31 protein-coding genes are annotated in these 25,281 nt (G+C 60.0%); 29 read left to right on the plus strand and 2 right to left on the minus strand.

All coding sequences use genetic code 11. From position 1 onward, the window contains the following. Position 1 precedes the first annotated feature (1 nt). On the minus strand, positions 2-724 hold the full coding sequence (locus tag BMX59_RS23610) for a LexA family protein (protein WP_093126260.1): 723 nt from the start codon (positions 722-724) through the stop codon (positions 2-4). A 78-nt stretch (positions 725-802) separates the two neighbouring features. Here BMX59_RS23610 and BMX59_RS23615 point away from each other — a divergent pair, with 78 nt between their 5' ends. The 6 genes from BMX59_RS23615 to BMX59_RS23640 all read left to right on the plus strand — a co-directional run bounded on the left by BMX59_RS23615 (position 803) and on the right by BMX59_RS23640 (position 5,543). Further along, positions 803-1,063 carry a hypothetical protein gene (locus tag BMX59_RS23615; RefSeq protein WP_065929212.1) on the plus strand — a complete coding sequence of 87 codons (261 nt, stop codon included), beginning with the start codon at positions 803-805 and terminating at the stop codon, positions 1,061-1,063. A 329-nt stretch (positions 1,064-1,392) separates the two neighbouring features. Beyond that, positions 1,393-1,911 (plus strand): phage regulatory CII family protein, encoded by a 519-nt coding sequence (locus BMX59_RS23620; protein ID WP_175486703.1) that lies wholly within the window; start codon positions 1,393-1,395, stop codon positions 1,909-1,911. Next, positions 1,904-2,131 (plus strand): TraR/DksA family transcriptional regulator, encoded by a 228-nt coding sequence (locus BMX59_RS23625; RefSeq protein ID WP_093126267.1) that lies wholly within the window; start codon positions 1,904-1,906, stop codon positions 2,129-2,131. The genes BMX59_RS23620 and BMX59_RS23625 overlap by 8 nt, the downstream gene beginning before the upstream one ends. Then, on the plus strand, positions 2,121-4,340 hold the full coding sequence (locus tag BMX59_RS23630; protein ID WP_093126272.1) for a VapE domain-containing protein: 2,220 nt from the start codon (positions 2,121-2,123) through the stop codon (positions 4,338-4,340). Before BMX59_RS23625 ends, BMX59_RS23630 begins: the two co-directional genes overlap by 11 nt. Further along, a complete protein-coding gene (locus BMX59_RS23635) occupies positions 4,333-4,698 on the plus strand; it encodes a PA0613 family protein (RefSeq protein ID WP_093126277.1) in 366 nt (121 codons plus the stop codon). Before BMX59_RS23630 ends, BMX59_RS23635 begins: the two co-directional genes overlap by 8 nt. Before the next feature lie 527 nt (positions 4,699-5,225). After that, positions 5,226-5,543 carry a phage holin family protein gene (locus tag BMX59_RS23640; protein WP_093126281.1) on the plus strand — a complete coding sequence of 106 codons (318 nt, stop codon included), beginning with the start codon at positions 5,226-5,228 and terminating at the stop codon, positions 5,541-5,543. A gap of 20 nt (positions 5,544-5,563) precedes the next feature. Here the strand turns inward: BMX59_RS23640 and BMX59_RS23645 are convergent, their stop codons facing one another. Further along, the gene (locus BMX59_RS23645) at positions 5,564-6,292 is read right to left on the minus strand and encodes a hypothetical protein (protein WP_139212921.1); all 729 of its coding nucleotides are present in this window, start codon (positions 6,290-6,292) and stop codon (positions 5,564-5,566) included. A 216-nt stretch (positions 6,293-6,508) separates the two neighbouring features. On the opposite strand from BMX59_RS23645, the gene BMX59_RS23650 reads away from it, so the two are divergent. The 23 genes from BMX59_RS23650 (at position 6,509) to BMX59_RS23760 (ending at position 25,281) form a co-directional block, all read left to right on the plus strand. Further along, positions 6,509-7,105 (plus strand): terminase small subunit, encoded by a 597-nt coding sequence (locus BMX59_RS23650; RefSeq protein WP_093126287.1) that lies wholly within the window; start codon positions 6,509-6,511, stop codon positions 7,103-7,105. A gap of 3 nt (positions 7,106-7,108) precedes the next feature. Continuing rightward, the gene (locus tag BMX59_RS23655) at positions 7,109-9,133 is read left to right on the plus strand and encodes a phage terminase large subunit family protein (protein WP_093126290.1); all 2,025 of its coding nucleotides are present in this window, start codon (positions 7,109-7,111) and stop codon (positions 9,131-9,133) included. Position 9,134: 1 nt separating this feature from the next. Beyond that, entirely contained in the window at positions 9,135-9,341 is a 207-nt protein-coding gene (locus BMX59_RS23660) for a phage head-tail joining protein (protein ID WP_069023714.1), read from the plus strand. Continuing rightward, a complete protein-coding gene (locus tag BMX59_RS23665) occupies positions 9,341-10,822 on the plus strand; it encodes a phage portal protein (protein ID WP_093126293.1) in 1,482 nt (493 codons plus the stop codon). The genes BMX59_RS23660 and BMX59_RS23665 overlap by 1 nt, the downstream gene beginning before the upstream one ends. Further along, on the plus strand, positions 10,819-11,949 hold the full coding sequence (locus BMX59_RS23670; protein ID WP_093126299.1) for a head maturation protease, ClpP-related: 1,131 nt from the start codon (positions 10,819-10,821) through the stop codon (positions 11,947-11,949). Before BMX59_RS23665 ends, BMX59_RS23670 begins: the two co-directional genes overlap by 4 nt. Further along, positions 11,946-12,284: a head decoration protein gene (locus tag BMX59_RS23675; RefSeq protein ID WP_093126303.1), complete on the plus strand. Its 339-nt coding sequence runs from the start codon at positions 11,946-11,948 to the stop codon at positions 12,282-12,284. The genes BMX59_RS23670 and BMX59_RS23675 overlap by 4 nt, the downstream gene beginning before the upstream one ends. Positions 12,285-12,348: 64 nt before the next feature. After that, a complete protein-coding gene (locus BMX59_RS23680; RefSeq protein WP_093126308.1) occupies positions 12,349-13,344 on the plus strand; it encodes a major capsid protein in 996 nt (331 codons plus the stop codon). 2 nt (positions 13,345-13,346) lie between these two features. Further along, complete coding sequence (locus BMX59_RS23685; protein ID WP_093126312.1) at positions 13,347-13,667, plus strand: head-tail joining protein; 321 nt, start codon at positions 13,347-13,349, stop codon at positions 13,665-13,667. Then, positions 13,664-14,320, plus strand: coding sequence for a hypothetical protein (locus tag BMX59_RS23690; RefSeq protein ID WP_093126315.1), 657 nt, complete (start codon positions 13,664-13,666; stop codon positions 14,318-14,320). Before BMX59_RS23685 ends, BMX59_RS23690 begins: the two co-directional genes overlap by 4 nt. Then, positions 14,313-14,831 carry a hypothetical protein gene (locus BMX59_RS23695; RefSeq protein WP_093126319.1) on the plus strand — a complete coding sequence of 173 codons (519 nt, stop codon included), beginning with the start codon at positions 14,313-14,315 and terminating at the stop codon, positions 14,829-14,831. Before BMX59_RS23690 ends, BMX59_RS23695 begins: the two co-directional genes overlap by 8 nt. Then, the gene (locus BMX59_RS23700) at positions 14,828-15,385 is read left to right on the plus strand and encodes a phage baseplate assembly protein V (protein ID WP_093126324.1); all 558 of its coding nucleotides are present in this window, start codon (positions 14,828-14,830) and stop codon (positions 15,383-15,385) included. The genes BMX59_RS23695 and BMX59_RS23700 overlap by 4 nt, the downstream gene beginning before the upstream one ends. Positions 15,386-15,431: 46 nt before the next feature. Further along, positions 15,432-15,623 carry a hypothetical protein gene (locus tag BMX59_RS23705; RefSeq protein ID WP_093126327.1) on the plus strand — a complete coding sequence of 64 codons (192 nt, stop codon included), beginning with the start codon at positions 15,432-15,434 and terminating at the stop codon, positions 15,621-15,623. Positions 15,624-15,628: 5 nt separating this feature from the next. Further along, positions 15,629-15,955, plus strand: a complete 327-nt coding sequence (locus BMX59_RS23710) for a GPW/gp25 family protein (RefSeq protein WP_093126331.1) — start codon at positions 15,629-15,631, stop codon at positions 15,953-15,955. Further along, a complete protein-coding gene (locus tag BMX59_RS23715) occupies positions 15,952-16,839 on the plus strand; it encodes a baseplate assembly protein (RefSeq protein ID WP_093126335.1) in 888 nt (295 codons plus the stop codon). Before BMX59_RS23710 ends, BMX59_RS23715 begins: the two co-directional genes overlap by 4 nt. Then, positions 16,836-17,441, plus strand: coding sequence for a phage tail protein I (locus BMX59_RS23720; protein WP_093126338.1), 606 nt, complete (start codon positions 16,836-16,838; stop codon positions 17,439-17,441). The genes BMX59_RS23715 and BMX59_RS23720 overlap by 4 nt, the downstream gene beginning before the upstream one ends. After that, positions 17,438-18,982 carry a phage tail protein gene (locus BMX59_RS23725; RefSeq protein WP_093126342.1) on the plus strand — a complete coding sequence of 515 codons (1,545 nt, stop codon included), beginning with the start codon at positions 17,438-17,440 and terminating at the stop codon, positions 18,980-18,982. Before BMX59_RS23720 ends, BMX59_RS23725 begins: the two co-directional genes overlap by 4 nt. A 1-nt stretch (position 18,983) precedes the next feature. Next, on the plus strand, positions 18,984-19,496 hold the full coding sequence (locus BMX59_RS23730) for a DUF4376 domain-containing protein (protein WP_093126346.1): 513 nt from the start codon (positions 18,984-18,986) through the stop codon (positions 19,494-19,496). Between the two features lie 119 nt (positions 19,497-19,615). Beyond that, positions 19,616-20,791 (plus strand): phage tail sheath subtilisin-like domain-containing protein, encoded by a 1,176-nt coding sequence (locus BMX59_RS23735; RefSeq protein WP_093126350.1) that lies wholly within the window; start codon positions 19,616-19,618, stop codon positions 20,789-20,791. Positions 20,792-20,803: 12 nt separating this feature from the next. Next, positions 20,804-21,307 carry a phage major tail tube protein gene (locus tag BMX59_RS23740; protein WP_093126353.1) on the plus strand — a complete coding sequence of 168 codons (504 nt, stop codon included), beginning with the start codon at positions 20,804-20,806 and terminating at the stop codon, positions 21,305-21,307. 14 nt (positions 21,308-21,321) lie between these two features. Further along, positions 21,322-21,624 (plus strand): phage tail assembly protein, encoded by a 303-nt coding sequence (locus BMX59_RS23745; RefSeq protein ID WP_093126356.1) that lies wholly within the window; start codon positions 21,322-21,324, stop codon positions 21,622-21,624. A 140-nt stretch (positions 21,625-21,764) separates the two neighbouring features. Then, positions 21,765-24,245 (plus strand): phage tail tape measure protein, encoded by a 2,481-nt coding sequence (locus BMX59_RS23750; protein ID WP_093126359.1) that lies wholly within the window; start codon positions 21,765-21,767, stop codon positions 24,243-24,245. Between the two features lie 9 nt (positions 24,246-24,254). After that, a complete protein-coding gene (locus BMX59_RS23755) occupies positions 24,255-25,100 on the plus strand; it encodes a phage tail protein (RefSeq protein WP_093126363.1) in 846 nt (281 codons plus the stop codon). Then, on the plus strand, positions 25,075-25,281 hold the full coding sequence (locus BMX59_RS23760) for a tail protein X (protein WP_093126368.1): 207 nt from the start codon (positions 25,075-25,077) through the stop codon (positions 25,279-25,281). The genes BMX59_RS23755 and BMX59_RS23760 overlap by 26 nt, the downstream gene beginning before the upstream one ends.

A 25,281-nucleotide genomic window follows, 5' to 3' on the forward strand; every position in this document is an offset into this window, starting at 1 on the left:
GCTAGTCTGGCACGAAGGAACCGACTACTTTTCCACAGATGTGGGTCTCTTCTGTAATGTCAATTATTGGATATTGCGGGTTGATTGGTTTAAGAAACTGTCTTCCAGCATCTTCTACCAGCACTTTGAAAGTCGCTTCATTTGTGCGTGGAACTCGAGCAATGACCCGATCCCCCGTTTTTGTCTCGGCTTCTGGATCGACAAAGATGATGCACCCGGTGGGATAGCTTCGGCCTGGCCCAGGATTGGTCATCGAGTCTCCAAGCACCTTCAATGCGTATCCGTTCGCACTTATAGTAACCGGACAGGAAAGCCATGTTTCGCCGTCGTGCGACTCGAAATTTGCTTCACACCATGCCCCAGCCTGAACCCAAGAAATCAATGGGACCTTTCCGAATCTTCTACTGATTTCACGAACGTTGCTTTCGGAGCTTGTTGCGAAAGGATAGATGTTGTCTCTAGCTTGCTCTTTAGGAAGCACTCCGTACTCCAGCCATTCACGCCGGACTTTCAGCCAAGAGCACAAGGCGACCATGCTGTCAGCCTCAGCAATTGCATCGCCATTCAACCATTTGCTAATAGCCTGGGGACTCTTGTCCACTCCTACACTCCGCAAATATTTGTGAATGTCCACCCCACGTCCCCGGGTGCGTACACCGGCATCGTCGAGTGCTTCGTGAAGGCGCGCCGTGAAAGCTGCCCGTAGCTCGTTCTTATCAACCATGAGTTGATACTCTCACAGGGGTTGCGCAATAGTCAGTTGATGTTAATATCAACCGCGAGTTGATAAATGGAGGTTGCCATGTTGGACCCCGCAGATTTTCCGAACGCCATCGCGTTCGCATTTGAAGCAGTAGGCGGCATCGGAGCCGCTGCCAAGGTATGTGACAGGAGTTACCAAGCACTCAATAAATGGCGCTTGGCTGCCAGCCTTCCACGCACCGATTACACCGGTGAAACCCACTACGCAAAACTCTTAGCGACCGCCGCTGAGCAAAAGGGCAACGCGTTTGACGCTGCCTGGCTGCTGAACGCATCGGCCCCGCAGAAAGCAGCAGCGTAGATAGAAAAAAGGCGACCCAAGGGCCGCCCAGTTCCTCCCGGCACACACCACCACAGTGCTGTCGGGTCGCGACGAAGGTAGGAGGGCACACCACATGCAAACCACCTGCCTTTATCGCGCTGCCAAGACACGGATGTCTTGGGTTGCTGCCTTTTCCACCACAGATTAGGCAGCTGTTGCGCCAGAGGTGAGCAACGGATTGTTCGCCTCGGCACGGTGCCGGTTTCGATCCCTAAGATCTGGCCGGCGTTTGGGCCCTTTCAAGCCACGCGGCAAATGTAACACCACTGCATGCCGCGGGGCACTGGCAACTTAGTAGGATTAATGCCATGAGCCGAGTAGCTTTAAGCTGTGTTGATCGAGCGCAAAGGGAAGTACTGACGCTCGAATTAGCCTTGTATCACGCCGCACGGGACTATCCCGGCGGTGCCGCTGCAATCGCCGCCACCACCGGTAGAAATGCCACCACGCTGCAGCACAAGTTGTCTCCCACCCATCCCTCTCACACTGTCAACATCCAAGAGTTCGGCGAGATCCTTGAACTGACAAAGGACCGTCGCATTCTCGATGCGGTGCATGGTCTTGTCGGTGACACGATCTGGCAGGAGCTGGCCGAGGCGTACACGAATGACATGCCCGAAACCCTCACCACGGGGATCGCGCAGTTCTTTCGGCAGGTTGCGGATTTGTCCGAAACCTGGGCCAAGCACATTGGCGACGGCAAGGTCGATGACGGCGAGCTGGCCGAGATTCGCCAGTTGGTGTTTCGCGGCATTCAGGGATTGTTGGGTATGTACAACCGCGCCCGCTACGTCAACCAGACGACTTGTGGGGTGGAGCGTGGCTGATATCGCTGATTTCGCAAATGACCTGGTGCAAGAGCGCATCGATCAGGCCGTTGCTGCACGCTTGGCGCTGATGTCCAACACGGCTCAGCATTCGCTGATGTTCTGTGACGAATGCGATGGCCCCATCCCCGAAGCCCGTCGTTTGGCACAACCCGGTTGCACGCTCTGCATTGAGTGCAAGACCGTCGATGACCAGAGGGCTGCCCGTTATGCTCGATGACGTGCTCAATCAGTTCGCGGACTACGGTCTCGAACCCGCGCAGCCCCTCGTATTCGGAAAGCTCACTCGCTGCAAAACCACCCAGGATAAGGGCAAGGAAAAGAACGGCTGGTACGTCATCCACGAACACCGCACCGAAAAGAACGAGACACTGATCTTCGGCAGCTTCGGTGACTGGCGCTCCGGCGACACCCAGAAGATCAAGGTCAAGGCCGGTCGTATGAGCCCAGAAGAGCGCGACGTCATGCGCGCTCGCCAGGAGGATGCCAAGCGCAAGGCCGCTGAGATCGCGGCCAACGCGTCACGTCGAGCGGCCAACCGCGCTGCCGGACTGTTCAAGCGCATGCCGGAAAAGGGCAAGAGCGCCTACTTGGATCGAAAGCAGATCGTCGGCTTCAAGGTTCGCTATGCGCCACGTACCGGCGCTTTTTTGGTCCCCATGTGCAACGTGCGCGATCAGATCGTTGGCCTGCAGGTGATCCTCCCCGCGAAGCAAGAGGACACCGGGCGTGACAAAGCCTACTGGCCCTACGGTATGTCGAAGGAAGGTGCATTCCACCTGATCGGCCCACACCCTGAACCCGGCGAGCCGGTGCTGGTGTGTGAGGGCTACGCTACGGGGGCAAGCCTGCACATGGCGACTTCGCTGACCGTCGCCATCGCCTTCGACGCGGGCAACCTGCTGCCGGTCTCCAAGGCCATGCGCGAGCGTTTCCCCGGCTGCCCGCTGATCATCTGTCGCGATGATGACTGGAAGACCAAACGCCCCAACGGCGACCTCTGGAACCCTGGCGAAGAGAAGGCTAACAACGCCGCACTGGTTGTTGGCGGCCAGGTGGTTGCCCCTGTGTTCTCCGGCGAGCGCGAGATCAAGTGGACTGACTTCAACGACCTGCACGTCGCAGAAGGTTTGGAGGCCGTTCGCCGCCAGGTGTTGGCGGTAGTCAAGCCTCCTGCAGCTGGCGGTTGGAAAGACCAACTCGCCCGCACCGAAAACGGCTCCCTGATCGCGCACATGCAAAACGTCGAGCTGATCCTGGGCAACGACGAGCGCTGGGCCGGTGTCATCGGTTACAGCGTGTTCAGCTCCAAGATCGTCAAGCTGCGTTCTGCGCCATTCGGTGGTGGTGCCGGCGATTGGGCGGACATTGACGACATGCGAGTGATGAAGTGGCTCGCGCAGCAGTACAACCTACGGGTCAAAGCCTCCCATGTGATCGAGGCGGTCAGCGTGGTTGCTCACGACCATGCCTTCCACCCGGTGCGCGAGTACCTGGAGAAGCAGGAGTGGGACCGCGTGCCTCGCATCGAAACCTGGCTCACTGATGTGTTGGGCGTCCAGGCCAGCGAGTACTCGGCCAAGGTCGGCAAGCGCTGGCTGATCTCTGCGGTCGCACGGGTGATGCGCCCAGGCTGCAAGGCAGACTCGGTGATGATCCTCGAAGGCGGGCAGGGTGCTGGTAAGTCCACAGCCATGGGCGTCCTCGGTGGCGAATGGTTCATGGATACGCCCTTTGCCCTCGGCGACAAGGACAGCTTCCAGGCGATTCGAGGGAAGTGGATCGTCGAGCTGGGCGAGCTGGACAGCTTTAACAAAGCCGAAAGCACCAAGGCCAAACAGTTTTTCTCCGCGTCCACCGACACCTACCGCGAGAGCTACGGCCGCAGAACGAATGACGTGCCACGCCAGTGTGTTTTCGTGGGGACCACCAACCAAGAGGAATACCTCAAGGATGCCACGGGCAATCGCCGCTACTGGCCGGTGTTCTGCAACAAGGTCGACCTGGAACAATTGCGCGAGATCCGCGACCAGCTATGGGCCGAGGCGCTGTTTTGCTTCGAGGCCGGCGATATCTGGTGGGTGAACAAGGACGAATCCAAGATGTTCGCCGAGGCCCAGGACGAACGCTTCGTCGTCGACGAATGGGAAGGGCCGATCCTGGCGTGGATGGAAGAGTCGCAGATCGGCGAAACGGCCACCGGCAACGAGATCCTCACCCAGGCGCTCAAGCTGGACTTCGGCCATTGGGGCAAGCCCGAGCAGATGCGGGTCGGGGCGATCATGCACCGGCTGGGCTGGCGCAAGCGGCGCATGCCGGCATTGCCTAAGAGTGGAGTGCGGCCCTGGGCCTATGTAAAGCCTGCGGGTTGGGGGCGTGCGTCTGCGTTGCAGCAGTCGGTGATCGAGGAGCCTTGCTTCGATGATTAAGCGAATCGACGAGATGCTCAAACTATGGGCGCAGGATCTGCACTCACCTATGCCGGAAAACGGGGGAGGGCCGAGTGGCGGCAACATGATCGCCATGCTGATGGAGTGTAAAGGAGAGTTGATACGTGGCACGCGTGGTAGTCGGGTACTGCTGGATGAGTCGGCCGACATTGAGCTGATCGTTAACAAGCACTTGCCACCCCAGCTGTCGGTTGTCGTACGCGAGCACTATTGCAACCACGAAAGCTTCCTGTCGCAGAAGTACACCCACTGCGGATGCAGCCGGGATACCTACTACCAGCGCCTGCACGAAGCCCACCTGCATATCGCTGTCATGCTGATGGGGAAGGCTGCATGACTCTCGGCGTCATTCCGCGTGCCTCTGTCCTACTGTCCGCCCTTGTCCGACTGCCATTTAGCGGAGTTGGACAGGAGCAGGCCGCGCCGTTGTTGGCCTGTCCTACCGTCCAACCTTCACCTGCCCCACGCACACATGAGCATAGCGGGCAGGTAGTCGCGCCCATGGCGCGCATGCGTGCTTTTAACTTTCTCTCTATACACAAGAAAAAAGTAATAAAGGTAGGACAGTAGGGCAGAGCCCCGTATTCAGGCGCCTGTAGCTGTCCTACTCCGATCCAGAATAGTGGGACAAGTAAGACAGGGCACCAGAAGCGATAGCCGATTGAATGCGTTGTCCCTGCGTTGCACCTGCGTCATACCTGTATTGCACCCGTATTGCGCCATGGCATTAAAACTCCCTTGCTGCCACCGGAATCCACCTGTAAAAAGTACCCATCTTCGATAGGTGCGACCGCAAGCAGCGGGACACACCACCACACTGAACCCGGCCATTGCGCCGGGTTTTTGCGTTTATGGGGTAGGGCGATGACGAACGAGCAGCAAGCGCTTATTGAGATGCCGGTCTGGATGGTGATCCTACTGTCCCTAGTCGGTGGGATTTCTGGCGAGGCATGGCGGGCCGACAAAGCAGGGGTAAGCGGCTGGTCCTTGATTCGCCGCTTGCTTCTTCGGTCTGGAGCCTGCGTGGTCTGTGGGCTTTCCACAATGATGTTGTTGCACGCATCTGGTATGTCGGTCCTGGCGGCCGGCAGCATTGGCTGCCTCACTGCCATGGCTGGCGCCGATGTTGCAATTGGCTTATACGAACGCTGGGCTGCCAGGCGATTGGGTGTATCCGGATAGGTATATTTAATGAAAACCGATTACCGGATGGCGCCAAATCCTTTCATCTTTATTAGATGTTCTAAACCATCAGCAACGGTATGCTGGACGTAACCAGGGTTACGTGATGATACATTTAGTAGTGAAGGTGAGTTCATAGTTGACGGATTCCACTCCGCGCTTCTTGGGCCGCTGTAGCTGTAGATGTGCATGAATGTGAACTCAATAATTGCGTCTTTGAACTTAGTGGTCATTTTTTCCGCGATTGGGTTGATCACGTCTAATACGGCTTGTCCAAAATCTATAGCCTCTTGTTTTGTAGGAATTAGTCCTTTGTGTATTACGGCGTTTCTAAACTTAGTATTGCTTTGGCTCAAGAGCAAAGGTTCTTCGTTGAAAGTTTGTGTATAAAAAAGAATAAACGCGCCAAGCTGTCTCTCAGACTGTTGAGCTACATTTTTCCAAGATTTGGTTACTGCGCTTGAGTCGATCTTTTCATGCAGCAACTTTACTTTAATGAAGAACTCATAGAATCGTTCTAAACTCGACGCGAATGATGCGACTGCCTCCCTGTAGTATCCATCAGTAATGGCATGCATTCCGATGCTGAACAAAACCTCCAGCTTTTGCTGCTGTAAAATAGCATGAGATTTATGTCCGTTAGGGCACTCGAATTCATATAAATGGCTATCTTGGTATTCAACCCACACTGGATATTGAGGAGTGTTAAGTTCATGGAAGCACTCAAAACAGGTCATGGGCAGTTTCATAAAATTCTCTGCTGATATTTTGCAGGCATTGTGCCATTACTCTGGGCTCAGGCGAAAGTCAGGGCTATGTTGACCTGTAGGGACCCTGACAGCATGCGAGGGACACGGGGCATGAAACCCGCGGGAAAGCGTTAGCGGCTGGGCTGCCAGCTTACTGAAATTCAATCCATTGAAATTGAAAGGTTTCCATTGAAAAGCCGTTGAAAAGGAGGGCTTATGACGGATCCACTGTTCCTGTCTAAAAGCGCTTTCGCGGTTCGCATCGGCAGGACGCCGAGCTACATCACCTGGCTCAAAGACAACAACCGCCTGGTGCTTTCGCCGGATGGCAAGAAGGTCGACGTGCTGGCAACCGAAGCACTGATCCTCGAAACCGCCGACCCCAGCAAGGCCGCCGTCGCTGCTCGACACCAGCAGGACCGGATCCAGCGTGACGTTTACAGTCAACTGTCCCCCTTGGTCGAGCCGACTAACACGGCTGCGCCGCAGCAGCCCATCACCGCCAAGGGCCACGACTTCCAGAAGGCCCGCGCCATGCGCGAACACAACCTGGCGCAACTGGCTGAGATCGAGCTGCACAAGGCGCAGGGCTCGCTGGTTTCCAGGGATGCTGTTGAGTTGGGGGCCTACAACGCGGGGCGCCATCTGCGCGACCAGTTGTTCGGCCTACTGCCGCAGCTGTCCCACAAGCTGGCAGCGATGACCGACCCCTGGGACATCGAAAAACACCTGACGGCGACACTCCGTAAATCACTGGAAGAGGCTGAGCGCATGTCCTTGTCCGACCTTGAACGAGCGATGACTACGAGCTGACCTATGACCACGGAATTTCCTGACGGTGACCGTGCGTACCGTGAGGCGTATTTCCGTGGGCTACGTCCTGACCCAGACCTCTGGATCGACGAATGGGCCGACGAGTACATGCGTATCCCACGGGACACCGGTGCGCCTGAGCCCGGCCAGTACCGTACTGATCGGACGCCCTACGCTCGCGAACCCATGCGCTGCCTGTCACCGGCTCACCCGTGCCGGCGTGTCGTCACCATGGTGGCTTCGCAGTTGATGAAAACGCAGATCGCCTTGAACTGGATGGGCGGCCTGATCCACATGGCGCCGTCCAACATCCTGGCGTTGCTGCCCAGCCTGGGCTTGTCCAAGCGGGTTTCCGGGCGGATCAGCAAGACCATCAAGGCAACGCCGGAGCTGGCAAAGCGCGTGGCAGCCAGCCGCTCACGGGACGCCCGCAACACCATGGACACCAAGGAGTTCGAGGGCGGCGCCTTGTACGTCACCACGGCGGGCTCTGCGGCCAACCTGTCGGAGCTGTCGGCGCGCTACATCTACGGCGACGAGGTCGACCGTTGGGAAAACGATGTAGGCCAGGAAGGTGATCCCATCGTGCTGGCGGAAACGCGCGCCACCAACTTTGGCCGCAACGCGAAGATCTACTTCTCCAGCTCGCCGACGATCAAGGGCGCCTCGCGGATCGCGGACCTGTTCGAATCCAGCGACCAGCGCTACTACTACGTGCCATGCCCCTCTTGCGGGCATATGCAGGTGCTGGAGTGGGAGCGGCTGTTCTACAACAAGGACTACAGCACGGTTCACTACCAGTGCGCCGCGCCTGAGTGCGATGTGCTGATAGAGGAGCACCACAAGACCGACATGCTCGCCCGTGGCGAATGGCGTGCCCATGGCAACGGCGATGGGAAGACGGTGGGCTTCCACCTCAATGCGCTGTATTCACCGATTGGCTGGAAGGACTGGCCCTCGCTGGCCGAGGAATTCGAAGACGCCAAGAAGGCCCAGGCCAAGGGCGACATGGGCCTGATGCAGGTGTTCTACAACACCCGTCTCGCCAAGGTTTGGGACAGTGCGCAAGAGCAGACAAAGGCCGAAGTGCTGGTCGCTCGGGCAAAGCTGGAGACCTACACCCTCGGTAGTATGCCGGTGGGCGTGCTGATGGTGACCGGCGCCGTCGATGTCCAGGCTAATCGCCTGGAACTGATGGTGATGGGTTTCGGTGTTGGGATGGAGCGTTGGGTGGTCGACCACCAGGTGATCTGGGGTGATCCTGCTGATGAGCGCACCTGGGCGGTGTTGGACGAAAAGCTCAAGGCGCGCTATCGCCATCCTTGTGGTGTCGGGCTGGCGATCCTGGCGACTGCCGTCGACTCGGGAGGTCATCACACGGACGAGGTTTACCAGTTCTGCCGTACGCGGCGCTGGCGCAACATCTTCGCAATCAAGGGCGCGAGCAAGCCCGGCAAGCCGGTTATCGCTCAACGGCCCTCGATGCAAGACGTGACCTGGAAAGGCCAGACCGAGCGCAACGGCGTAGAGCTGTGGTTTGTAGGCACCGACACCGCGAAGGATTGGATCTACAACCGCTACGCCTTCGAGGACGGCCCCGGCTCGCTGCACTTTGCCAACGACCTGCCGGACGAGTTCTTCGCCCAGTGCGTGGCCGAGCGCAAGGTCGCCCGATACGTAAAAGGCTACAAGCGCATCGAATGGGTCAAGGGCAAGGCCGAACGCAACGAGGCGCTCGACCTGATGGTGTACTGCCTGGCAATGGCGCATTACCTCGGTATCAACCGCTACCAGGAACACGACTGGGAGCGGGTACGCCAGGCGCTGGCTCAGTCCGGTTTGTTCGACGATGTATTGGGCGTCAAGCCCGTGCAGGGCGAGCGCGTCGAAGCTGACGAAACGCCAGCACCGGTTGCGGCGCGTCAGTCGCTCCCCGCGCAGCCACCTGCTGCACCCGTCGCCCAACCGCGACCCGCCGCACCACCACAACGCCGCAGCTCCACTAGCGGTTACCTGAAGAGACGCTGATATGTCGTTTACCCCGAAGCACCTCGAAGCCATCGAGCGCGCCATCGCACGCGGTGAAAAGACCGTGCGCTACAGCGACCGCACGGTGGAGTACCGCTCCATCGACGAACTGCTCAAGGCACGCGACGAGATCCGCACCTCGCTGACCAACGCCGCTGGGCCACGCTCTCGCGTGATCCGGCTCACCCACGGAGGCAAGGGACTCTAATGGCCCGACATTATCCGACGCTCACCCGTAATGGATTCTTGCTGCCGTCGAACATCAAGGCCAGTTACGAAGGCGCCGGGGAGGGCCGTCGCTCGGCCAGTTGGGAAGCCACCGACAACGGCATCAATAGCATCAATACCCCGGCGTTGCGCAACCTGCGGGCACGTTCGCGGGCGGCGGTGCGCAACGACCCGTACGCCTTCAACGTCATCGACAAGCGCGTCAGCAACCTGATCGGCACCGGCATCACGCCCAGGCCGACCACGGACGACGCGGCGCTGCGCAAGCTCAAGCAGCAGCTGTGGGATGACTGGGTAGACGAAGCGGACGCCGACGAGCTGACCGATTTCTACGGCATGCAGGCCCTGGTGGCGCGCACCGTTGAAACGGCGGGTGAGTGCTTTGTGCGGTTGCGTCCACGCAGTCCCAGCGAAGGTTTGGCGGTGCCGCTGCAATTGCAGGCGCTGGCCCCTGAGTTTGTCCCACATGACAAATTCGAGGCGGCCAAAAACGGTAACGTGATCCGCGCCGGGATCGAGTTCAACCCGGCCGGCAAGCGCGTGGCGTATTGGATGTACCTGTCGCACCCACGGGATTCGTCGTCGTTGAACGCCGGTTATAACCAGTTGGTGCGCGTGCCGGCGGCGCAGGTGCTGCACATCTTCGAACCGATGGAGCCGGGGCAGTTGCGCGGGGTGCCGCGTCTGGCGCCGGTCTTGAAGCGCTTGCGCAGCCTGGATAACTACGACGACGCGGTGCTGTTCCGTCAGGAAGTGGCGAACCTGTTTGCCGGTTTCATCAAGAGGCCATCACCGGAGATGGGGCAGCAACCGCGTGACCCTGTCACGGGGCAACTGCTGACCACCGACCGCGACGGCTTCACGCCGATGGTCGCCCTGGAGCCCGGCACCATGCAGGAGCTGGGGCCAGGTGAAGAGGTGGAGTTTTCCAAACCACCGGACGCCGGCAACAACTACCCGGACTTTATGCGTCAGCAGCTGATGGCTGCGGCGGCGGGTTCGGGCACGCCGTACGAGATCCTCACCGGCGACATGCGGGAGGTCAACGACCGGGCGCTGCGGGTCGTGCTCAACGAGTTCCGGCGGCGCCTGGAGCAGCTGCAATTCGGTGTGTATGTGCATCAGCTGTGTCGCCCGGTGCGGGCGGCCTGGATGGACATGGCGGTGTTGTCCGGCGCCCTGGTACTGGAGGACTACGCGCAACGTCGCCGCGAATACCTGCGCACGCGTTGGGTACCGCAAGGTTGGGCCTACATCCAACCGGTGCAGGACGTGCAGGCACGGCGGATGGAAGTGCAGGCGGGCTTTGCCTCGCGCAGTGAGATGGTGCTGCGCACCGGCTACGACGCGGAAACGGTCGACACTGAAAACGCCGCAGACCTCGCCAGGGCCACAGGCCTCGGACTCAACTACACGACTCTTGAAGCCATCGTGGATATCGATGAGAAGGAATTACCATGAGCAAAAAAGCTAAGCCCCGCGTCTATGACAAGGCGGGCAAGCAGGTAAAAGTCGCCGATAAAAGCTGGTACACCCTTCAGGCCAGCGGCGAAGCCGAGCAGCGCAACATCGAGATCTTCGTCTACGGCGAGATCGGTGCCTGGGGCGTCACCGCCAATCAGTTTGTGCAGGATCTGCGCGCCATGGATGACGGCGTGTCGCCGGTGATCGTCGCCTTCAACAGCATCGGCGGCGACCTGTTCGACGGCCTGGCGATCCACAACGCGCTGTCGCGCTTGGGTGAGCGCTGTACCGGGCGCATTGATGCGCTGGCGGCCAGCGCGGCCAGTGTTGCGGTGTGCGGCGCTCACCGGGTGGTGATCGCGGCCAACGCCATGTTGATGATTCACAACCCCTACACCTTTACTGGTGGCGATGCCGAGGACTTCCGCCGCGTCGCGGATGTGCTGGATCAAACGCTGGAAGCGATCATCGCAGCCTACAAAGCCAAGGCGCCGGACATCGACGAAGCCGAACTGCGGCGCATGGTCAACGCCGAGACCTGGCTCACGGCGAATGAGGCGGTGGCGCTGGGCTTGGCCGATGAAGTGGGTGACGGCCTCAAGGTCAGCGCCTGCCTCGGCCAAGGCAGCGTGCTGCAGCGTTTCCAGCATGCCCCGCCTGAGCTGCTCGCCCAGCTGGATGAAGAGCCGGAAGTCGAGCCGCCCGAGCCGGACCCAACACCCGTACTGGACGCGGCAAAACTGGCGCTGATGGTCACGCAAGGTTGCGCGGCGGCGGGCATCAGCAACCTGGTGGAGCCGCTACTCGCCGCCACCAAGCTCGAAAGTGAAGCGGTGATTCAGGCGGCGCTGACCAATGCCAAAGCATTGCACGGCCTCTGTGTGGCGGCACGCCTGCCAGAGCTGACCGGCGAGTTCATCACGGCCGGCCTTGACGAAGCCGCCGTGCGTGCGCGGCTGTTCGACAAGCTGGTCGGTAGCGGCGGCGGCTTTGAAATCAACAACAGCCTGCCGCTGGACGATGACCCAGCCCCAACGGTCAAGGCCAAACAGGTCGACACCCACGCAATCTGGTCCAGCCGTCAGGCGGCTCAGAACGGAACCTCGAAAGGAGCAAGAGCATGAAAACTGAATCGATGCACGCGGGCGAGTTTCTTCTGTCCGAAGGCGCCGGCAATATTTCCCGCGAGGCGATCAACGTCGCGGCCGGTGCGGCCCTTGAGCCGGGCCAGATCCTCGGTCTGATCACCGCCACCAGCGAGTTTGCACCGTACCAGCCCACCGCCGAGGACGGCACCGAAAACGCCGTCGCGATCTTGTACGGGCCGCTCGGCGAGTCGGATGTTGTCCGTCGCGGTCGCGCCGTGGTGCGTTTGGCCGAGGTCAGCTTCGCACACCTGACCGGCCTCGACCCCGCTGCCGAAAAGGCCCTGGCCGCGCATTTCCTGATCGTCCGCTAAGACAATCATCCTCGTTTATCCATCCCGCCGCGTGCGGGATTTTTCGTTTCTGGAGAGTACCCCCATGGCCGATATCGCCATTTTTGAAGACGATGCGTTCAGCGTCTCCTCGCTGACCGCTGCAATCAATGAACAGGAATACCTGCCGGGCCGTATCAGCAGCCTCGGCCTGTTCCGCGAAGAGGGCATCAGCACATTGACTGTGCAGATCGAAAAGGACGGCGACACCCTGGCTCTGGTGCCAGCCGGTGAACGTGGTACTTCGGGCCTGGTGGTTGGCGGGACCAAGCGCATGTTGATTCCGTTCAACACTGTGCACCTGCCAGAGCGCTTTACCATCAAGGCGGATGAGATCCAGGGCATCCGCGCCTTTGGCACCCGCAGCGAATTGCAGGCGGTGCAGGACGTGGTCAACAAGCGACTGGCGAAGGCCCGTCGCCAGTTGGATGCCACCCACGAATTCCAGCGCATGGGTGCATTGAACGGGCAGGTGCTGGACGCCGATGGCAAGACCGTCCTGTTGGATATTTACAAATCCTTCGGCGTGAATCGCCAGAAGCTGCAGATGGGTTTGAACAGTCCGGATACCGAGGTGCGGGTCAAATGCGGCGAAGCGCTGGATATGCAGGAGGAGGCCCTCGGCAGCGTCACCAGCAGCGGTTCTCGCGGTTTGTGCGGTAAGAACTTCTGGAACAAGCTGATTGTTCATAAGTCGGTGAAGGAGACCTACCTCAACACTATGCAGGCCGCGTCTCTGCGTGGCGATGCTCGTGAAAGCTTCGAGTTCGGCGGGATTGTCTGGGAGCGTTATCGCGGCAAAGTTGCCGGCGTTGCATTTGTCCACGACGACAAGGCGCTGCTGATCCCCGAGGGCGTACCGGATCTGTACATCTCGTCTTTCGCACCGGCTGACTACATGGAAACGGTCAATACCCAGGGTATCCCGTACTACAGCAAGATCGAGCCGCTGCCGTTTAACAAGGGCGTGGCCGGTGAAGCGCAGTCGAACCCGCTGCACCTGTGCACGCGGCCTCGGGCGCAGATCCTGCTGGAGATGTGACCGTGGCCTTCCGCGACCTGATCGACGACATCGACGATGTGGTCTTCGAGACCTTGGGCGACAGTGCCCAGATCGAAGGCCGCGCCGAACCGGTGTTGGGCATGTTCTCGGCACCCTGGAAGCAACCCGCGTTCGGCAAGGTCCACTCCGCCATACGCGAGCCTCGCTTTGAGATCCGCGTGAAGGATTCGGAAGGCCTCAGCAAAGGTCTGCGGGTCACGGTCGATGTACCGGCTTTGGATGGTGGTGGCGAGTACGACCTGCTGCAGTTGGAGCCCAACGGTAATGGCCTGGTGGCCCTGATCTTGAGGAAGCGTCCATGAGCGTCGGCAGCCACGTACAGCAAACCCGCGACAGCGGCATGATCAACATCCAGCCATCGGCGGTGCATTCCCAGGCCCTGCGTGAGTTCGGCCAGTTGGTCCCCAAGGCAGCCGCAGCAGCTCAACGCCGTGCGATCAACAAGACGTTGGGCTGGCTGCGCACTCACATCGCCCGGTCCGTGGGCAAGCAGGAGCGCATCGCCATCGGCGCCGTCCGGCAACGCCTTCGGGCTTATCCGGTCAGCGGCGGGGCGATGCGTGGCAAGTTGTGGTTCGGGGTCAACGCCATCGAGGCCAGCCGGGTCGGCAAGGCTCGGCAAACCCGTGCCGGTGTGTCGGTGGCGGGGCGTCGATTCCAAGGTGCGTTCTTCAAGCAGGTGTACGGCGGCAGTCCCGACATCTGGATCCGTACATCGAGCAAGCACTTCAACGCCACGGATTATCCCGGTAGCACTCAGGGCCGGCGCAGCTCTGGCTTCATCGCGGAAAGCGACAACCGTTTCCCGCTGGCGAAAGCCAAGGTCTCGCTGGACCAGGTGCGGCCGCACTTCGACAGCTGGGTCAAACGCGCCGATGAACGTTTGCTGGAGATCCTCAAGCAAGAATTCAACTTTGAACTGCAGAAGTACCTCAAGGGGAGCGCCCGTGTCTGATCAACCTTTCAGCCTCGATCAGTTGTATACGGCCGTCGAGCAACACCTGCAGGAGCATCTGCCGGGAATTCAGGGTGTGTCGTTCTGGCCGGATCTGTCGACAGCGACCAGCATTCCCACGCCCGTGGTGCTGCTGGAAATAGCCGAGATGGAACCGGCACCGGATATCGGCACCGGTGAAACTTCGCTCACCTGCAAGTTCGAGGCGCGCATCATCGTCGACTCGATCAGCACGGACCCGCAACGGCAGGCTGTGCAGCTGGCGTCTCAATTGGCGGTGCTGCTGCGCGGGCAGAGCTGGGGCTTGGCGGTCGACTTCGCCGAATTCGTGCGCTCCACCCAGGACTGGACCAAACCCGAACTGGACGGCTATTTCGTCTGGCTGGTGGAGTGGGACCAGACGGTTTACCTGGGGGCCGAGCAATGGCCGTGGCCGGATGAACCGCCGGGTTCGCTGGTCATCGATCTGGGGCCGGGCGTTGGCCCAATCAATCCGGGAGAACTGCAATGAGTTACGCGGTTGCCCAGCATGACCGGATGATTGCCTCGACAGTGATGCCTTGTGTCGTGGTGGCGGTGGATCTGACCACCGCCATGGTGCGCGTGCAGTCCGGTGACTGGACCAGTGCCTGGGTGCGTTGGCATAGCCAGGCGGCTGGCAAGGCACGCCACTGGCGGGTGCCAAGTATGGGAGAGCAGGGCGCGTTGATCAGTCCCAGCGGCGAGCCGGCGATGGGCACGTTCATCCCCGGTCTGTACGGCAACGCCGGTGCCCAACCGGACAACCGCGACCACGTCGAAGTCTGGCGTTTCGATGATGGCGGCTCCCTGGTTTACGACTGGGAGGCCAGCAGCTACACCATCGATCTGCCGGCGGGCAACGTCACGGTCAAGGTCGGAGGGTCGGTCTGGGAAGTGACGCCGACAAGCATGCGGTTGGTGTCGGGCACGATTGAGCTGGTAGGCGCGGTCGCCATTGACGGCACGCTGAGTACGACCGGCGACATCAACAGTGCCGGCCAGGTCATCGATGTCGGCGGTAACACGCCGAACCACAAACACTGATTCCAACCCGCCTAGTGCGGGTTTTTCGTTTTAGGAGCCTCCGTTCATGAGCAAGACCAAATCCGACAGCCAGGACGAAGCCGGGCCTGGCCGCGTCTTCCGCGACACGCTCTTCACCTCGCGCACGCTGGTACTTCCCGATGGCAGCACCCTGGCAGTGACCAAGGCACGCGTGACGGCCACCACCGATGATCAGCTCGCCTTCCTCAAGGCTCACCCGGACCTGGTACAGGAGTAATCCCGATGATCGGAATGGACCGCCACACCGGCAAACCGTTGTCCGGGCACGACCATCTCCGACAGTCCATTGGGGACATTCTCGGCACGCCCGTGGGCAGTCGGCGGATGCGCCCGGAGTACGGCAGCCAGATCCGGCGCTTTGTCGACCTGCCAGTTAATGCCGGTTGGAAGAGCGCGGTGCAGGCAGAGGTTGCCCGCTCGCTGGGGCGCTGGGAGCCGCGGCTAAAACTGGAACAGGTGCAAGTCGTTGCCATTGTCGGCGGGCGTATCGACTTCAAATTAACCGGTGACTATCAAGGCGAACGCCTGCTGCTGGAGGTGTCGGCATGAGCACGGTGGATTTATCGGCATTGCCGGCGCCGCAGGTGTTGGAGTCCTTAGACTACGAAGCGCTGTACGAAGAGGGGCTCGCCGCTTTCCGAATGTACATGGGTGACAACTGGTCGGCGGCGCTGGAAAGCGACCCAGTGGTCAAGCTGGTGGAACTGGGAGCGTACGGCAAGATGCAGAACCGGGCGCGGGTCAACGACGCGGCCAAGGCGCTGATGCTGGCCTACGCCGAGAAGGAGGATCTCGATCAACTCGCGGCCAACGTCAAACTCCAGCGCCTGGTGATTCAGCCGGCCAACCTTCTGGCGGTGCCGCCGGTAGAGGAGGTCAAGGAGTCGGACGACGCCCTGCGTGAACGCATCCAGTTGGTTTACGAAGGGCTGACCACCGCAGGCCCGCGCAACAGCTACATCTTCCATGCGCGCAACGCCTCGGCGCTGGTGGCTGACGCCACGGCGGAAAGCCCATCGCCGGCAGTTGTGGAGGTGACCGTATTGAGCCTGATCGGTAGCGGCCAGGCCGATCAGCCGCTGCTGGACGCGGTGTACGCCAAACTTAGCGACGATGACATCCGCCCGGTGGGCGACCGTCTGATTGTGCAGAGTGCCGAGATCCTCAACTACCGGATTGATGCCGTGTTGCACATGCAAGGCGCCGGCCCGGAAAACGACGCGATCCTGGCCGAAGCCACCAAGCGCCTCGCGTCCTGGATCAATCCACGCAAGCGCCTGGCGCTGGAGGTTGCTCAGTCCGGTGTCGATGCCCAACTGCACATCAGCGGCGTCGGCCGGGTCGAGCTGCGTGACTGGGTCGACCTGAAACCCACCAAAGCCCAAGCGGCGTATTGCACGGGCTTTAGCGTCGTCCTTGGGGGATCGAAATGACCAGCTTGCTTCCCCTGAACAGCACGCAGCTGGAGCGCGCCATTGAGGCCGCCCTGGTTGAGAAAACCAAGATTCCATTGCGCGACCTCTACAACCCCGACACCTGCCCGGCGCATTTGCTGCCGTGGCTGGCCTGGACCTGGTCGGTCGACCGCTGGGACAACAAGTGGTCGGAAGCCGTCAAGCGCTCAGCCATCCGCTCCGCGTTCTACGTGCACGCGCACAAGGGCACCATCGGCGCCCTGCGACGTGTGGTCGAGCCGCTCGGTTACCTGATCGAAGTGCTTGAGTGGTGGCAGACCACGCCCAAGGGCATTCCCGGCACCTTCGCCTTGAAGGTCGGCGTGCTGGACACCGGCATCACCGAAGAGATGTACCTGGAGCTGGAGCGCCTGATCGACGACGCCAAGCCTGTCAGCCGTCCCTTGACCGGCCTGGCGATCAGCCTGGAAACCCAAGGCACCATGAACATCGGTGTCGCCCTCTATGAAGGCGACGTAATCGACGTCTACCCACCCGTGCAACGTGACATCGAAGTCACCGGCTACATCGGCGTGGTCGGGCGCGAACACAGCATAGACACTCTGGATGTTTACCCATGATTGACCGCAACTCGCAATTTATGGCGATCCTCACCAGCGTGGGGGCCGCGAAGCTGGCGAACGCCAATGCCTTGGGCATTCCCTGGAACCTCACCGCGTTGGGGGTTGGCGACGCCAATGGCACTGATCCGATCCCCAGCGCGACTCAGACCAAGCTGATCAACGAACAGCGCCGGGCGCCACTGAATCAGCTGCGTGTCGATCCGGTGAATTCGGCGGTGATTATTGCCGAGCAAGTGATCCCGGCCGATGTCGGTGGCTGGTGGATTCGCGAGATCGGTTTATACGATTCGGACGGCGACCTGGTCGCGGTATCGAACTGTGCGCCGAGCTTTAAGCCGGCGCTGGACCAGGGGTCAGGCCGCACGCAGATTGTGCGGATGAACTTCATTGTTTCCAGCACCAACAATATCGTGCTGAAGATAGACCCTGCCGTAGTCCTCGCTACTCGCGAGTACGTTGACCTCAAGGTGATTGACGAGCTTGGCAAGCTGGATAACAAACAGTCCGTGGTCGCGGCTAGCATTGCCGATATCACTCTCAGCGGCACGCAGGTGCTTGACGGTGTTCCTGTTGAGCCGGGCTGGCGTGTGTTAGTCAGGAAGCAGGCACAAGCGAACCTTAACGGTATCTACATTGTGGCTAGCGGTGCCTGGTCGCGTGCGCCTGACGCGGATAGCAGTGCGAAGGTAACTTCGGCACTGACCGTCGCTGTGGAGCGTGGAAACGTTTATGCGGATACGGTGTGGACGCTGACCAACGACACAGCCATCGTGCTGGGCGTCACCGCTCTGAATTTCGAGTTGCTTTCCGCAACAGCAAAAGAAGGGGTTGGTACCTATCGAAGTGTTACGGTTGATAAATTTGGCCGCGTGCTGGCGGGCACTTCTCCAACCACGCTGGCTGAATACGAAATTGTGCCTGCCAGTCAAAAGGACGCGGAAGCAGATGCGGATTTTGATAATTCCAAGCCAGCGACGATCCTTCGGATTTTTCAGTTCTTTAAGAAACACATTGTTGAAGCCACAGAGTCCACCTCCGGCATCCAAGCTAACGCAACGGACGAAGATGTGGCGCAAGGCACAACTGACGCAAGGACAGTTACACCGTTGAAGCTTGCCCGTTGCTTGAAGAAGTTGTTAGTCCAAGCAACTGAGGCAGCGCTGGGTTTAGCCAGAGTCGCAACGCAGCTACAGGTGAACGCGGGTTTGGATGACGAAAGCTTTGTTACTCCAAAAAAAATGCGAGCGGGGTGCCAGCTTCTTATTGCACCGAACGGTTACGTTTTCTTCCCTTCTTGGTTAGGTGGGTGGGTTTTGATGTGGGGGAGTAGGCTGTTTTCCTCGGGAGCGGCCTCTGCTTTTACCGTACCTTTTCCCACTGAGGCTTATATCGCAGGAGCTTGGCCTAACTCGATTGTTGGCGGCAATGTCAGCTCTGCCGCCGCTAACGTCCAGTCGCTAGGGCGAGAGTCGATGATCATTAGCTATACGGCAACGAACGGTCCGTACAACTTTTTCTGGATTGCGCTGGGGCGTTGACATGGCTAAAAAATACGCAGTTTTCTCTGATGCTGGTGTCCTCAAAAGCCTGTTGATTCATGGCGTTCATGACATCCCCAAACGTGCAATAGAGATCAATGAAGAACAATGGCAGCAAGTTAATGCTTTCGTTGACTCCATCTGGACATGGACGCCCAAGGACGGTCTTCAGAAATCGGATAGAGAGGTGAATCACTCTCAGCGTATTTCAGCTGCACGTTTTCGTTACGAAACGGCAGGTATTCGATTTGGAGATATAGCCATCGACACCGGACGTGACGGTCAAATTCTGATTACTGGTGCCGCTCTATCTGCAGTCGTTGACCCTACCTATCGCTGCACCTGGAAGGCGTTGAATGGTCCTGTTGAGCTAAATGCTCAGCAACTCATAGATATCGCAGCAGCGGTTCGAACCCACGTCCAAGCGTGTTTTGACCGAGAGAGTCAGCTATTGGAGGCTTTAGCCGAAGGTAGCTATGCGGAAGACATGCTGACCCAGGGCTGGCCTACCTGAAAGCGATTTCACAGATTGCACTGACATTCACCCTCGGCCAAAAGGCTCTTCAAAGCATTTTCCGCCCCCCCAACACAAACCTCGCCCTGGCGGGGTTTTGTTGTTTCTGGAGTTCAACTATGAGTAATGCAGGTGGATTTTTTCACGGCGTCACGGTGACCAACGTCGACACCGGCACGCGGCCTATCGCTGTGCCGTCGTCTTCCATCATCGGGCTTTGCGACACCTTCACCCCTGGCCCCGCTGCCAGTGCCTTGCCCAATCAACTGCTGCTGATCACCCGCGAAAGCGAAGCCATCGCCGCCTGGGGCGCAGATGCTGCGATCACCAAGGCGATCAAGGCTATCTACGTTCGCTCCAAGGCGGTGATCGTTGCCTGTGGTGTGGAGAAGCTGGCAGACGCTGCAGCGCAAATCTCGGCCATCATCGGCGGCGTGTTGGCAAACGGCACCCGTACCGGCATGCAGGCGCTGCTGGATGGCAAGAGCCGCTTCAACGCTCAGCCGCGTTTGCTGGCCGCGCCCAAGCACACCGCGACCTTGCCCGCCGCTACGGCGCTGGTGGCTTTGAGCGAAAAACTACGTGCCCTCGCCATCATCGACGGGCCCAACACCACCGACGAAGCCGCGATGGAATACCGCGAAAACTTCGGCAGTAAGCGCGTATTCCTGGTCGACCCTGGTGTGCAGTATTGGGACACCGCACTCAGTGCCACTGTCGATGCACCGAGTTCCGCCTGGGTCGCCGGGCTCTTCGCCTGGACCGATTCGGAATACGGCTTCTGGGCCTCGCCGTCGAACAAAGAGTTTGTCGGCGTCACCGGCACCTGCCGTCCCATAGAGTTCTTGGATGGCGACGAAACCTGCCGCGCCAACCTGCTCAACAACGCGCAGATCACCACGATCATCCGCGATGACGGCTACCGCCTGTGGGGCAATCGCACCTGTTCCAGCGATCCGAAGTGGGCGTTTGTCACCCGTGTGCGGACCATGGACATCGTCATGGACGCGATCCTCTACGGCCACAAATGGGCGGTGGACCGCTCAATCACCAAGACCTATGTCAGCGACGTGACCGAGGGCCTCGCGAACTTCATGCGTGATCTGAAGAACCAGGGCGCGGTGATCAACTTCGAGGTGTTCGCCGATCCGGTGCTGAACACGGCCAGCCAGCTGGAGCAGGGCAAGGTGTACTGGAACATCCGCTTTACCGACGTGCCACCGGCAGAAAACCCTAACTTCCGGGTCGAGGTCACCAACCAGTGGCTGACCGAAGTCCTCGACACCAACACTTAAGGAGAACGCCCGATGGTTCCGCAAACGCTCTACAACATGAACGCCCATATCGATGGCGTCAGCTTTGCCGGGGATATCACCAGCTTCACGCTACCCAAGATGACCCTGAAAACCGAGGAGCATCGCGCAGGGGGCATGGATGCCCCGGTGGAGATGGATCAGGGCATGGAAAAACTTGAGGCCAGTTTCGCCGGTAAAGGCGTGCGCCCTGAGGCCATGAAGTTTTACGGCCTGGCCGATCAGACTGCATTCAACGCAGTGTTCCGTGGTTCCTTCAAGGGCCAGAAAGGCGCGACCACGGGTGTTGTCGCCACTGTCAGAGGCATGCTCAAAGAGGTAGATCCTGGCGATTGGAAGGCCGGTGAAGCTGCCGAGTTCAAGTACGCCGTGGCCTGCAGCTACTACAAGCTGGAGGTCGCGGGCCGGGTAATGTTCGAAATCGATCCAATCAACTGCGTCCGGGTTATCAACGGTGTCGATCAACTCGCCAGCGTCCGCCGCGACCTGGGTATGTAAGGAAGCCTTTCATCATGAGCACACTGAAAAAACTGCCTACCTGGCTGACCGTCACCGCCGAGAGCGCCGCCATTACGCTGTCTCGGTCGAGCGAGATTAACGGCGTGATGGTCGACCGCCTGACCCTGCGCTCTCCTACCGTGCGCGAAGTGCGCGCCGCCAATGCCACCAGTGGCGGCGATGACGAACTGCGCGAGATGCACCTGTTCGCCTCGCTCTCCGAAGCCGGCACCAAGGATCTGGAGGGGCTCAAACTGACGGATTACCAGCGGTTGCAGGCCGCCTATTTTCGCCTGGTGCAGGACGACGGGATTTAGCGCCGAACTGCAGAAGAAGGTCGCGAAACGCTTGGCTGTGGAATTCTCTTTTTCAGCTAGCGAAGTCGAGACCATGCCCTTTTCCACGATGATCTGGTGGCTCACGGACTGAGCCCCGCATCCCGGCCCGGAGTAATCCCATGGCAAATAACCTGTCGCTCGGCCTGGTTATCGGCGGCGTCGTCAGCTCCACGGTAGGCGCGGCCTTCAAGGATGTTGAAGGCCGCATCAAAAAGCTTGGCGAAACTGGCACCAAAGCCCGCGTACTGCAAAGCACCATCGGCGACACCATCCGCCTGCGGGACGAATGGAAAAAGGCCCACGATACCGGTGCCGCCTCGGCTGGTGACCTGCTGAAAAAGCTGGAGGGTAACCTCAAAACCTTGAGAGATCAGGGCATTGAAGTCGGCAAACTGCGCAAGGAATACCAAGCCCTCGGCCAGGTAGCGCGGGGCGCCGAACTCAAGGCGCTGGGTCATGCGCAGATCCAGCAGGGTAAAGAGGGGATGAAGAGTTCCCTCGGCAAAGCGGCGGCGCTTACCGCATCGTTAGCGATTCCGACCAAGGTCTCCGGCGATTACCAGGCGCAGGTCCGCCAGATGTCGTTATGGGCCCACACTGCCGGTACCGGCGATGAGGCCGAGCTGGCGGCGAGCATCAGCAAAGTCGCGGCAGAGAAGGGCATGAGCCAGCAACTGCTGGCGAAGTCGGTCGGTGCGTTGATCGAAAAAGGTGTTGATTGGGACGTGGCCACCGCCTATGCCGGGCAGATCGCCGACCTGATCGACGGCCAGGGTATGGAGCCTGAAACCATCGCGACCCTGATCAACTCCTTCAAAGAGGCCGGGGTCAAGCAAGGCGACATGGCAGCGATGCTGGGCCAGGTTGCAGCGGCTGGAGATATCGGCGCATTTGGGCCGAAGGAAATGGCGCGGTACCTGCCGGCGATGCTCGGCAACATCAAGCGCCTCGGCATGGAAGGGCCTGAGGCCGTGCGTTTCCTGGGAGCAAGCCTGCAGTCGCAGTTCTCGCAAACCCAGGACGCGGCGGCAGCGGCGACCAACATGAACAACTTGCTCAACGCCGTGATCAGCAGCACCAGCCAGGAACGGTTTGCCAAGGAAGGCTACGACCTGGCCGGCTCAATCCTCGCCGCGACCAAAAGCGGCAAGGCGGCGAACCCGGTCGATGCGTTCATCATGCTCAGCGAGCAGTTGATCAGAAAGCAGGACCCCGCTAAAGCCAAGAAAATCGAGGCGCTCAAGGCCAAGATCAAGGCGTCGGCGGATGGCAGTGCCGAGGAAGAGCAGGCCATGATCGCCCTGACTGAGGCTGCCGGGCTGGCGAACATCGTCAGCGATCAGAGCGCCAGTGCGGGTTTGCTCGCGCAGATCAAATACGGCGACAAGATCAAGGCTGATATGGCGACGATCAAGGATACGGATGGCAAGGCCAAGATTGAGGCGGATGCGGCGAAGGCGCGTGAGACGTCCAACCGGAAGTGGGCAAGCGCGACGGCTGGCATTGAATCGTCGATGACGCGTATTGGCGATGCGGTGCGGCCGCTGACTGACCTGGCTGCGGATGGATTGGCGAAGGTGGCGTACGGGCTGGGGGAGTTGGCTGGGAAGTTTCCAACTGTCATCAGCGGGGCGACGGTATTGGCGGCCGGTGTTGTCGGCCTGGGTGCTGCGATCAACGCGATCAAGATTGGCAAAGGTTTGCTCAATGTTGGGCGTGGCTCTTTGATGGGCAACCCGAACGTGATCCAGCGGGTGTTCGTCACCAACCCTTCCAGCGGTGCGGGTGGGGTGGATGTCGGCGATGGAAAGCGTCGCCGTGGCAAGGGCAAACGTGGTCGCGGTGGTCGAGGATCTATCCCTAGTCTGGCTTCAGCACCCCCGGCCGCAGCTGCTGCCAGTCGATTTGCACCTAAGGCCATGATGGGCAAGGGCCTCGGGTTCGCCAAGGTTGGCGCTCCCATGGCGCTGATTGAGGCAGGGTTGATCGCGGCCGATACCTATCAAAACGCGGAGACTCGCGACGAAAAAGCCGAAGGCTATGGCAACGCCGCCGGTACTTTGGCCGGCACGCTGGCCGGTGCTGCAGCGGGTGCCGCGATTGGTTCTGTGGTACCGGTGATCGGCACCGTCGTCGGCGGGCTAATTGGCGGGTTTCTCGGTAGCTGGGGCGGCGGCGAGCTGGGCAGTGCAGTGGGCAAGGCTGCATTCGGTGAGCCGGACAAGCCGATAGAACGCCTGGCCCAGCCCTCGCCGTTGCTGCTGCCGAAGCCCGCCGGGCCAGGTATTTCACGGTTTACTCAGTTGGCCCCGACCCCGGCTACAGGCCCATTGATGGGGGACGTTGCCCGTTCGTTGGCGACTGCTCCATCAGCCGCAGCAGTGCCTGCACTGCTCAGCGCCAGCGCCGCCGCGAAGCCGGATCCCGCTCGCGTTGAGCAGGCCTGGACGTTCGCCCCAACCATGCCGGTGACGGTGCAGGGTGACGTCAAGGACCCACGGCAATTGGCTCAGGAAATGATGCCGTACATGCGTCAGCTGTTTGAGGAGTTCAGCCGCGAGCAGGCGAGGCGCAACCTGTTCGATGCCCCCCACGTTTAAGGAGTTGTCATGGCTTACATGGAGCAGCTGCAATCCGGCTTCACATCCCTGGTCCAGGCAGGAGAGGCCGGGCGGCATAGCATCGACGATATGATCGGCCCGGTGAACGGTGCCATTGGTGAAATCACAGGGGCAGCTGATGAGCTGTCGAGCATTTCAGGCGTACCACCCGCTGTAGGGGAAAAGCTGCAACGGGTGATGAGTGGTATCAATGCGGCGCAATCCAAGGTTGGCACTGTTTTGTCGACCTACAGCAAAGCAACGCGCGCGATGTCGGCGATTGATGAACGTGTGGGCACTTTGAAGGAACAAGCCGCTCGGGCCAGCACGGCAATCAACCAGATCGCGGGCAAGGTCAGCCCGCGCCTGGCGAACATCTTGCCCACCAGCGCCTTGGCACCGAGTGCAACGCCCATGGCGGAAGCGGTCAAACCGTTTCCCCACTTGCTGATCCTGCAGCCGCTGCAAGCCAATGCCCAGCCTTTCTACTTCAACCTGGACACGGCGGCCTTCGACGAACTACGCCGGCAAACACAATTCCGCTGGGCCTCACAAGAGCGCCTCAGTCGTCGGCCATCACAGCAGGCTGTGGGTATCGGCGAGGATAAGCTCAGCCTCAAGGGCGCAATTTTCCCCTCCTTCAAGGGAGGCCTCAAGCAGCTCGACACTCTGCGCTCCATCGGCGGGCAACTGTTGCCGTTGAACCTCACTACGGGGTACGGCGTTGTCCTCGGCACTTGGTGCCTGGGCAGCGTAGAGGAAGAGCAGGGCGCGCTGCTGGCCGGCGGGATCCCGCGCAAGCAAACCTTTAGTTTGGAGTTCACGCGCTATGGCGATGATATGCAGAACGTCTGACAGCGACCTGCTCGATACCTTGTGTTACCAGCATTACGGCCACCTCAATGGCACAGTCGAGGCGGTGCTGGCGGCCAATCGGTTGTTAGCGGATGAACCACAACCGTTGCGCACCGGGCTGCTAATAACCTTCCCTGACATTGAACAAACGGCGGTCGAACAGGTGCAGCTGTGGGATTGA

Origin of the sequence: Pseudomonas sp. NFR09 (genome assembly GCF_900111535.1) — a bacterium.
Lineage (GTDB): Bacteria > Pseudomonadota > Gammaproteobacteria > Pseudomonadales > Pseudomonadaceae > Aquipseudomonas > Aquipseudomonas extremorientalis.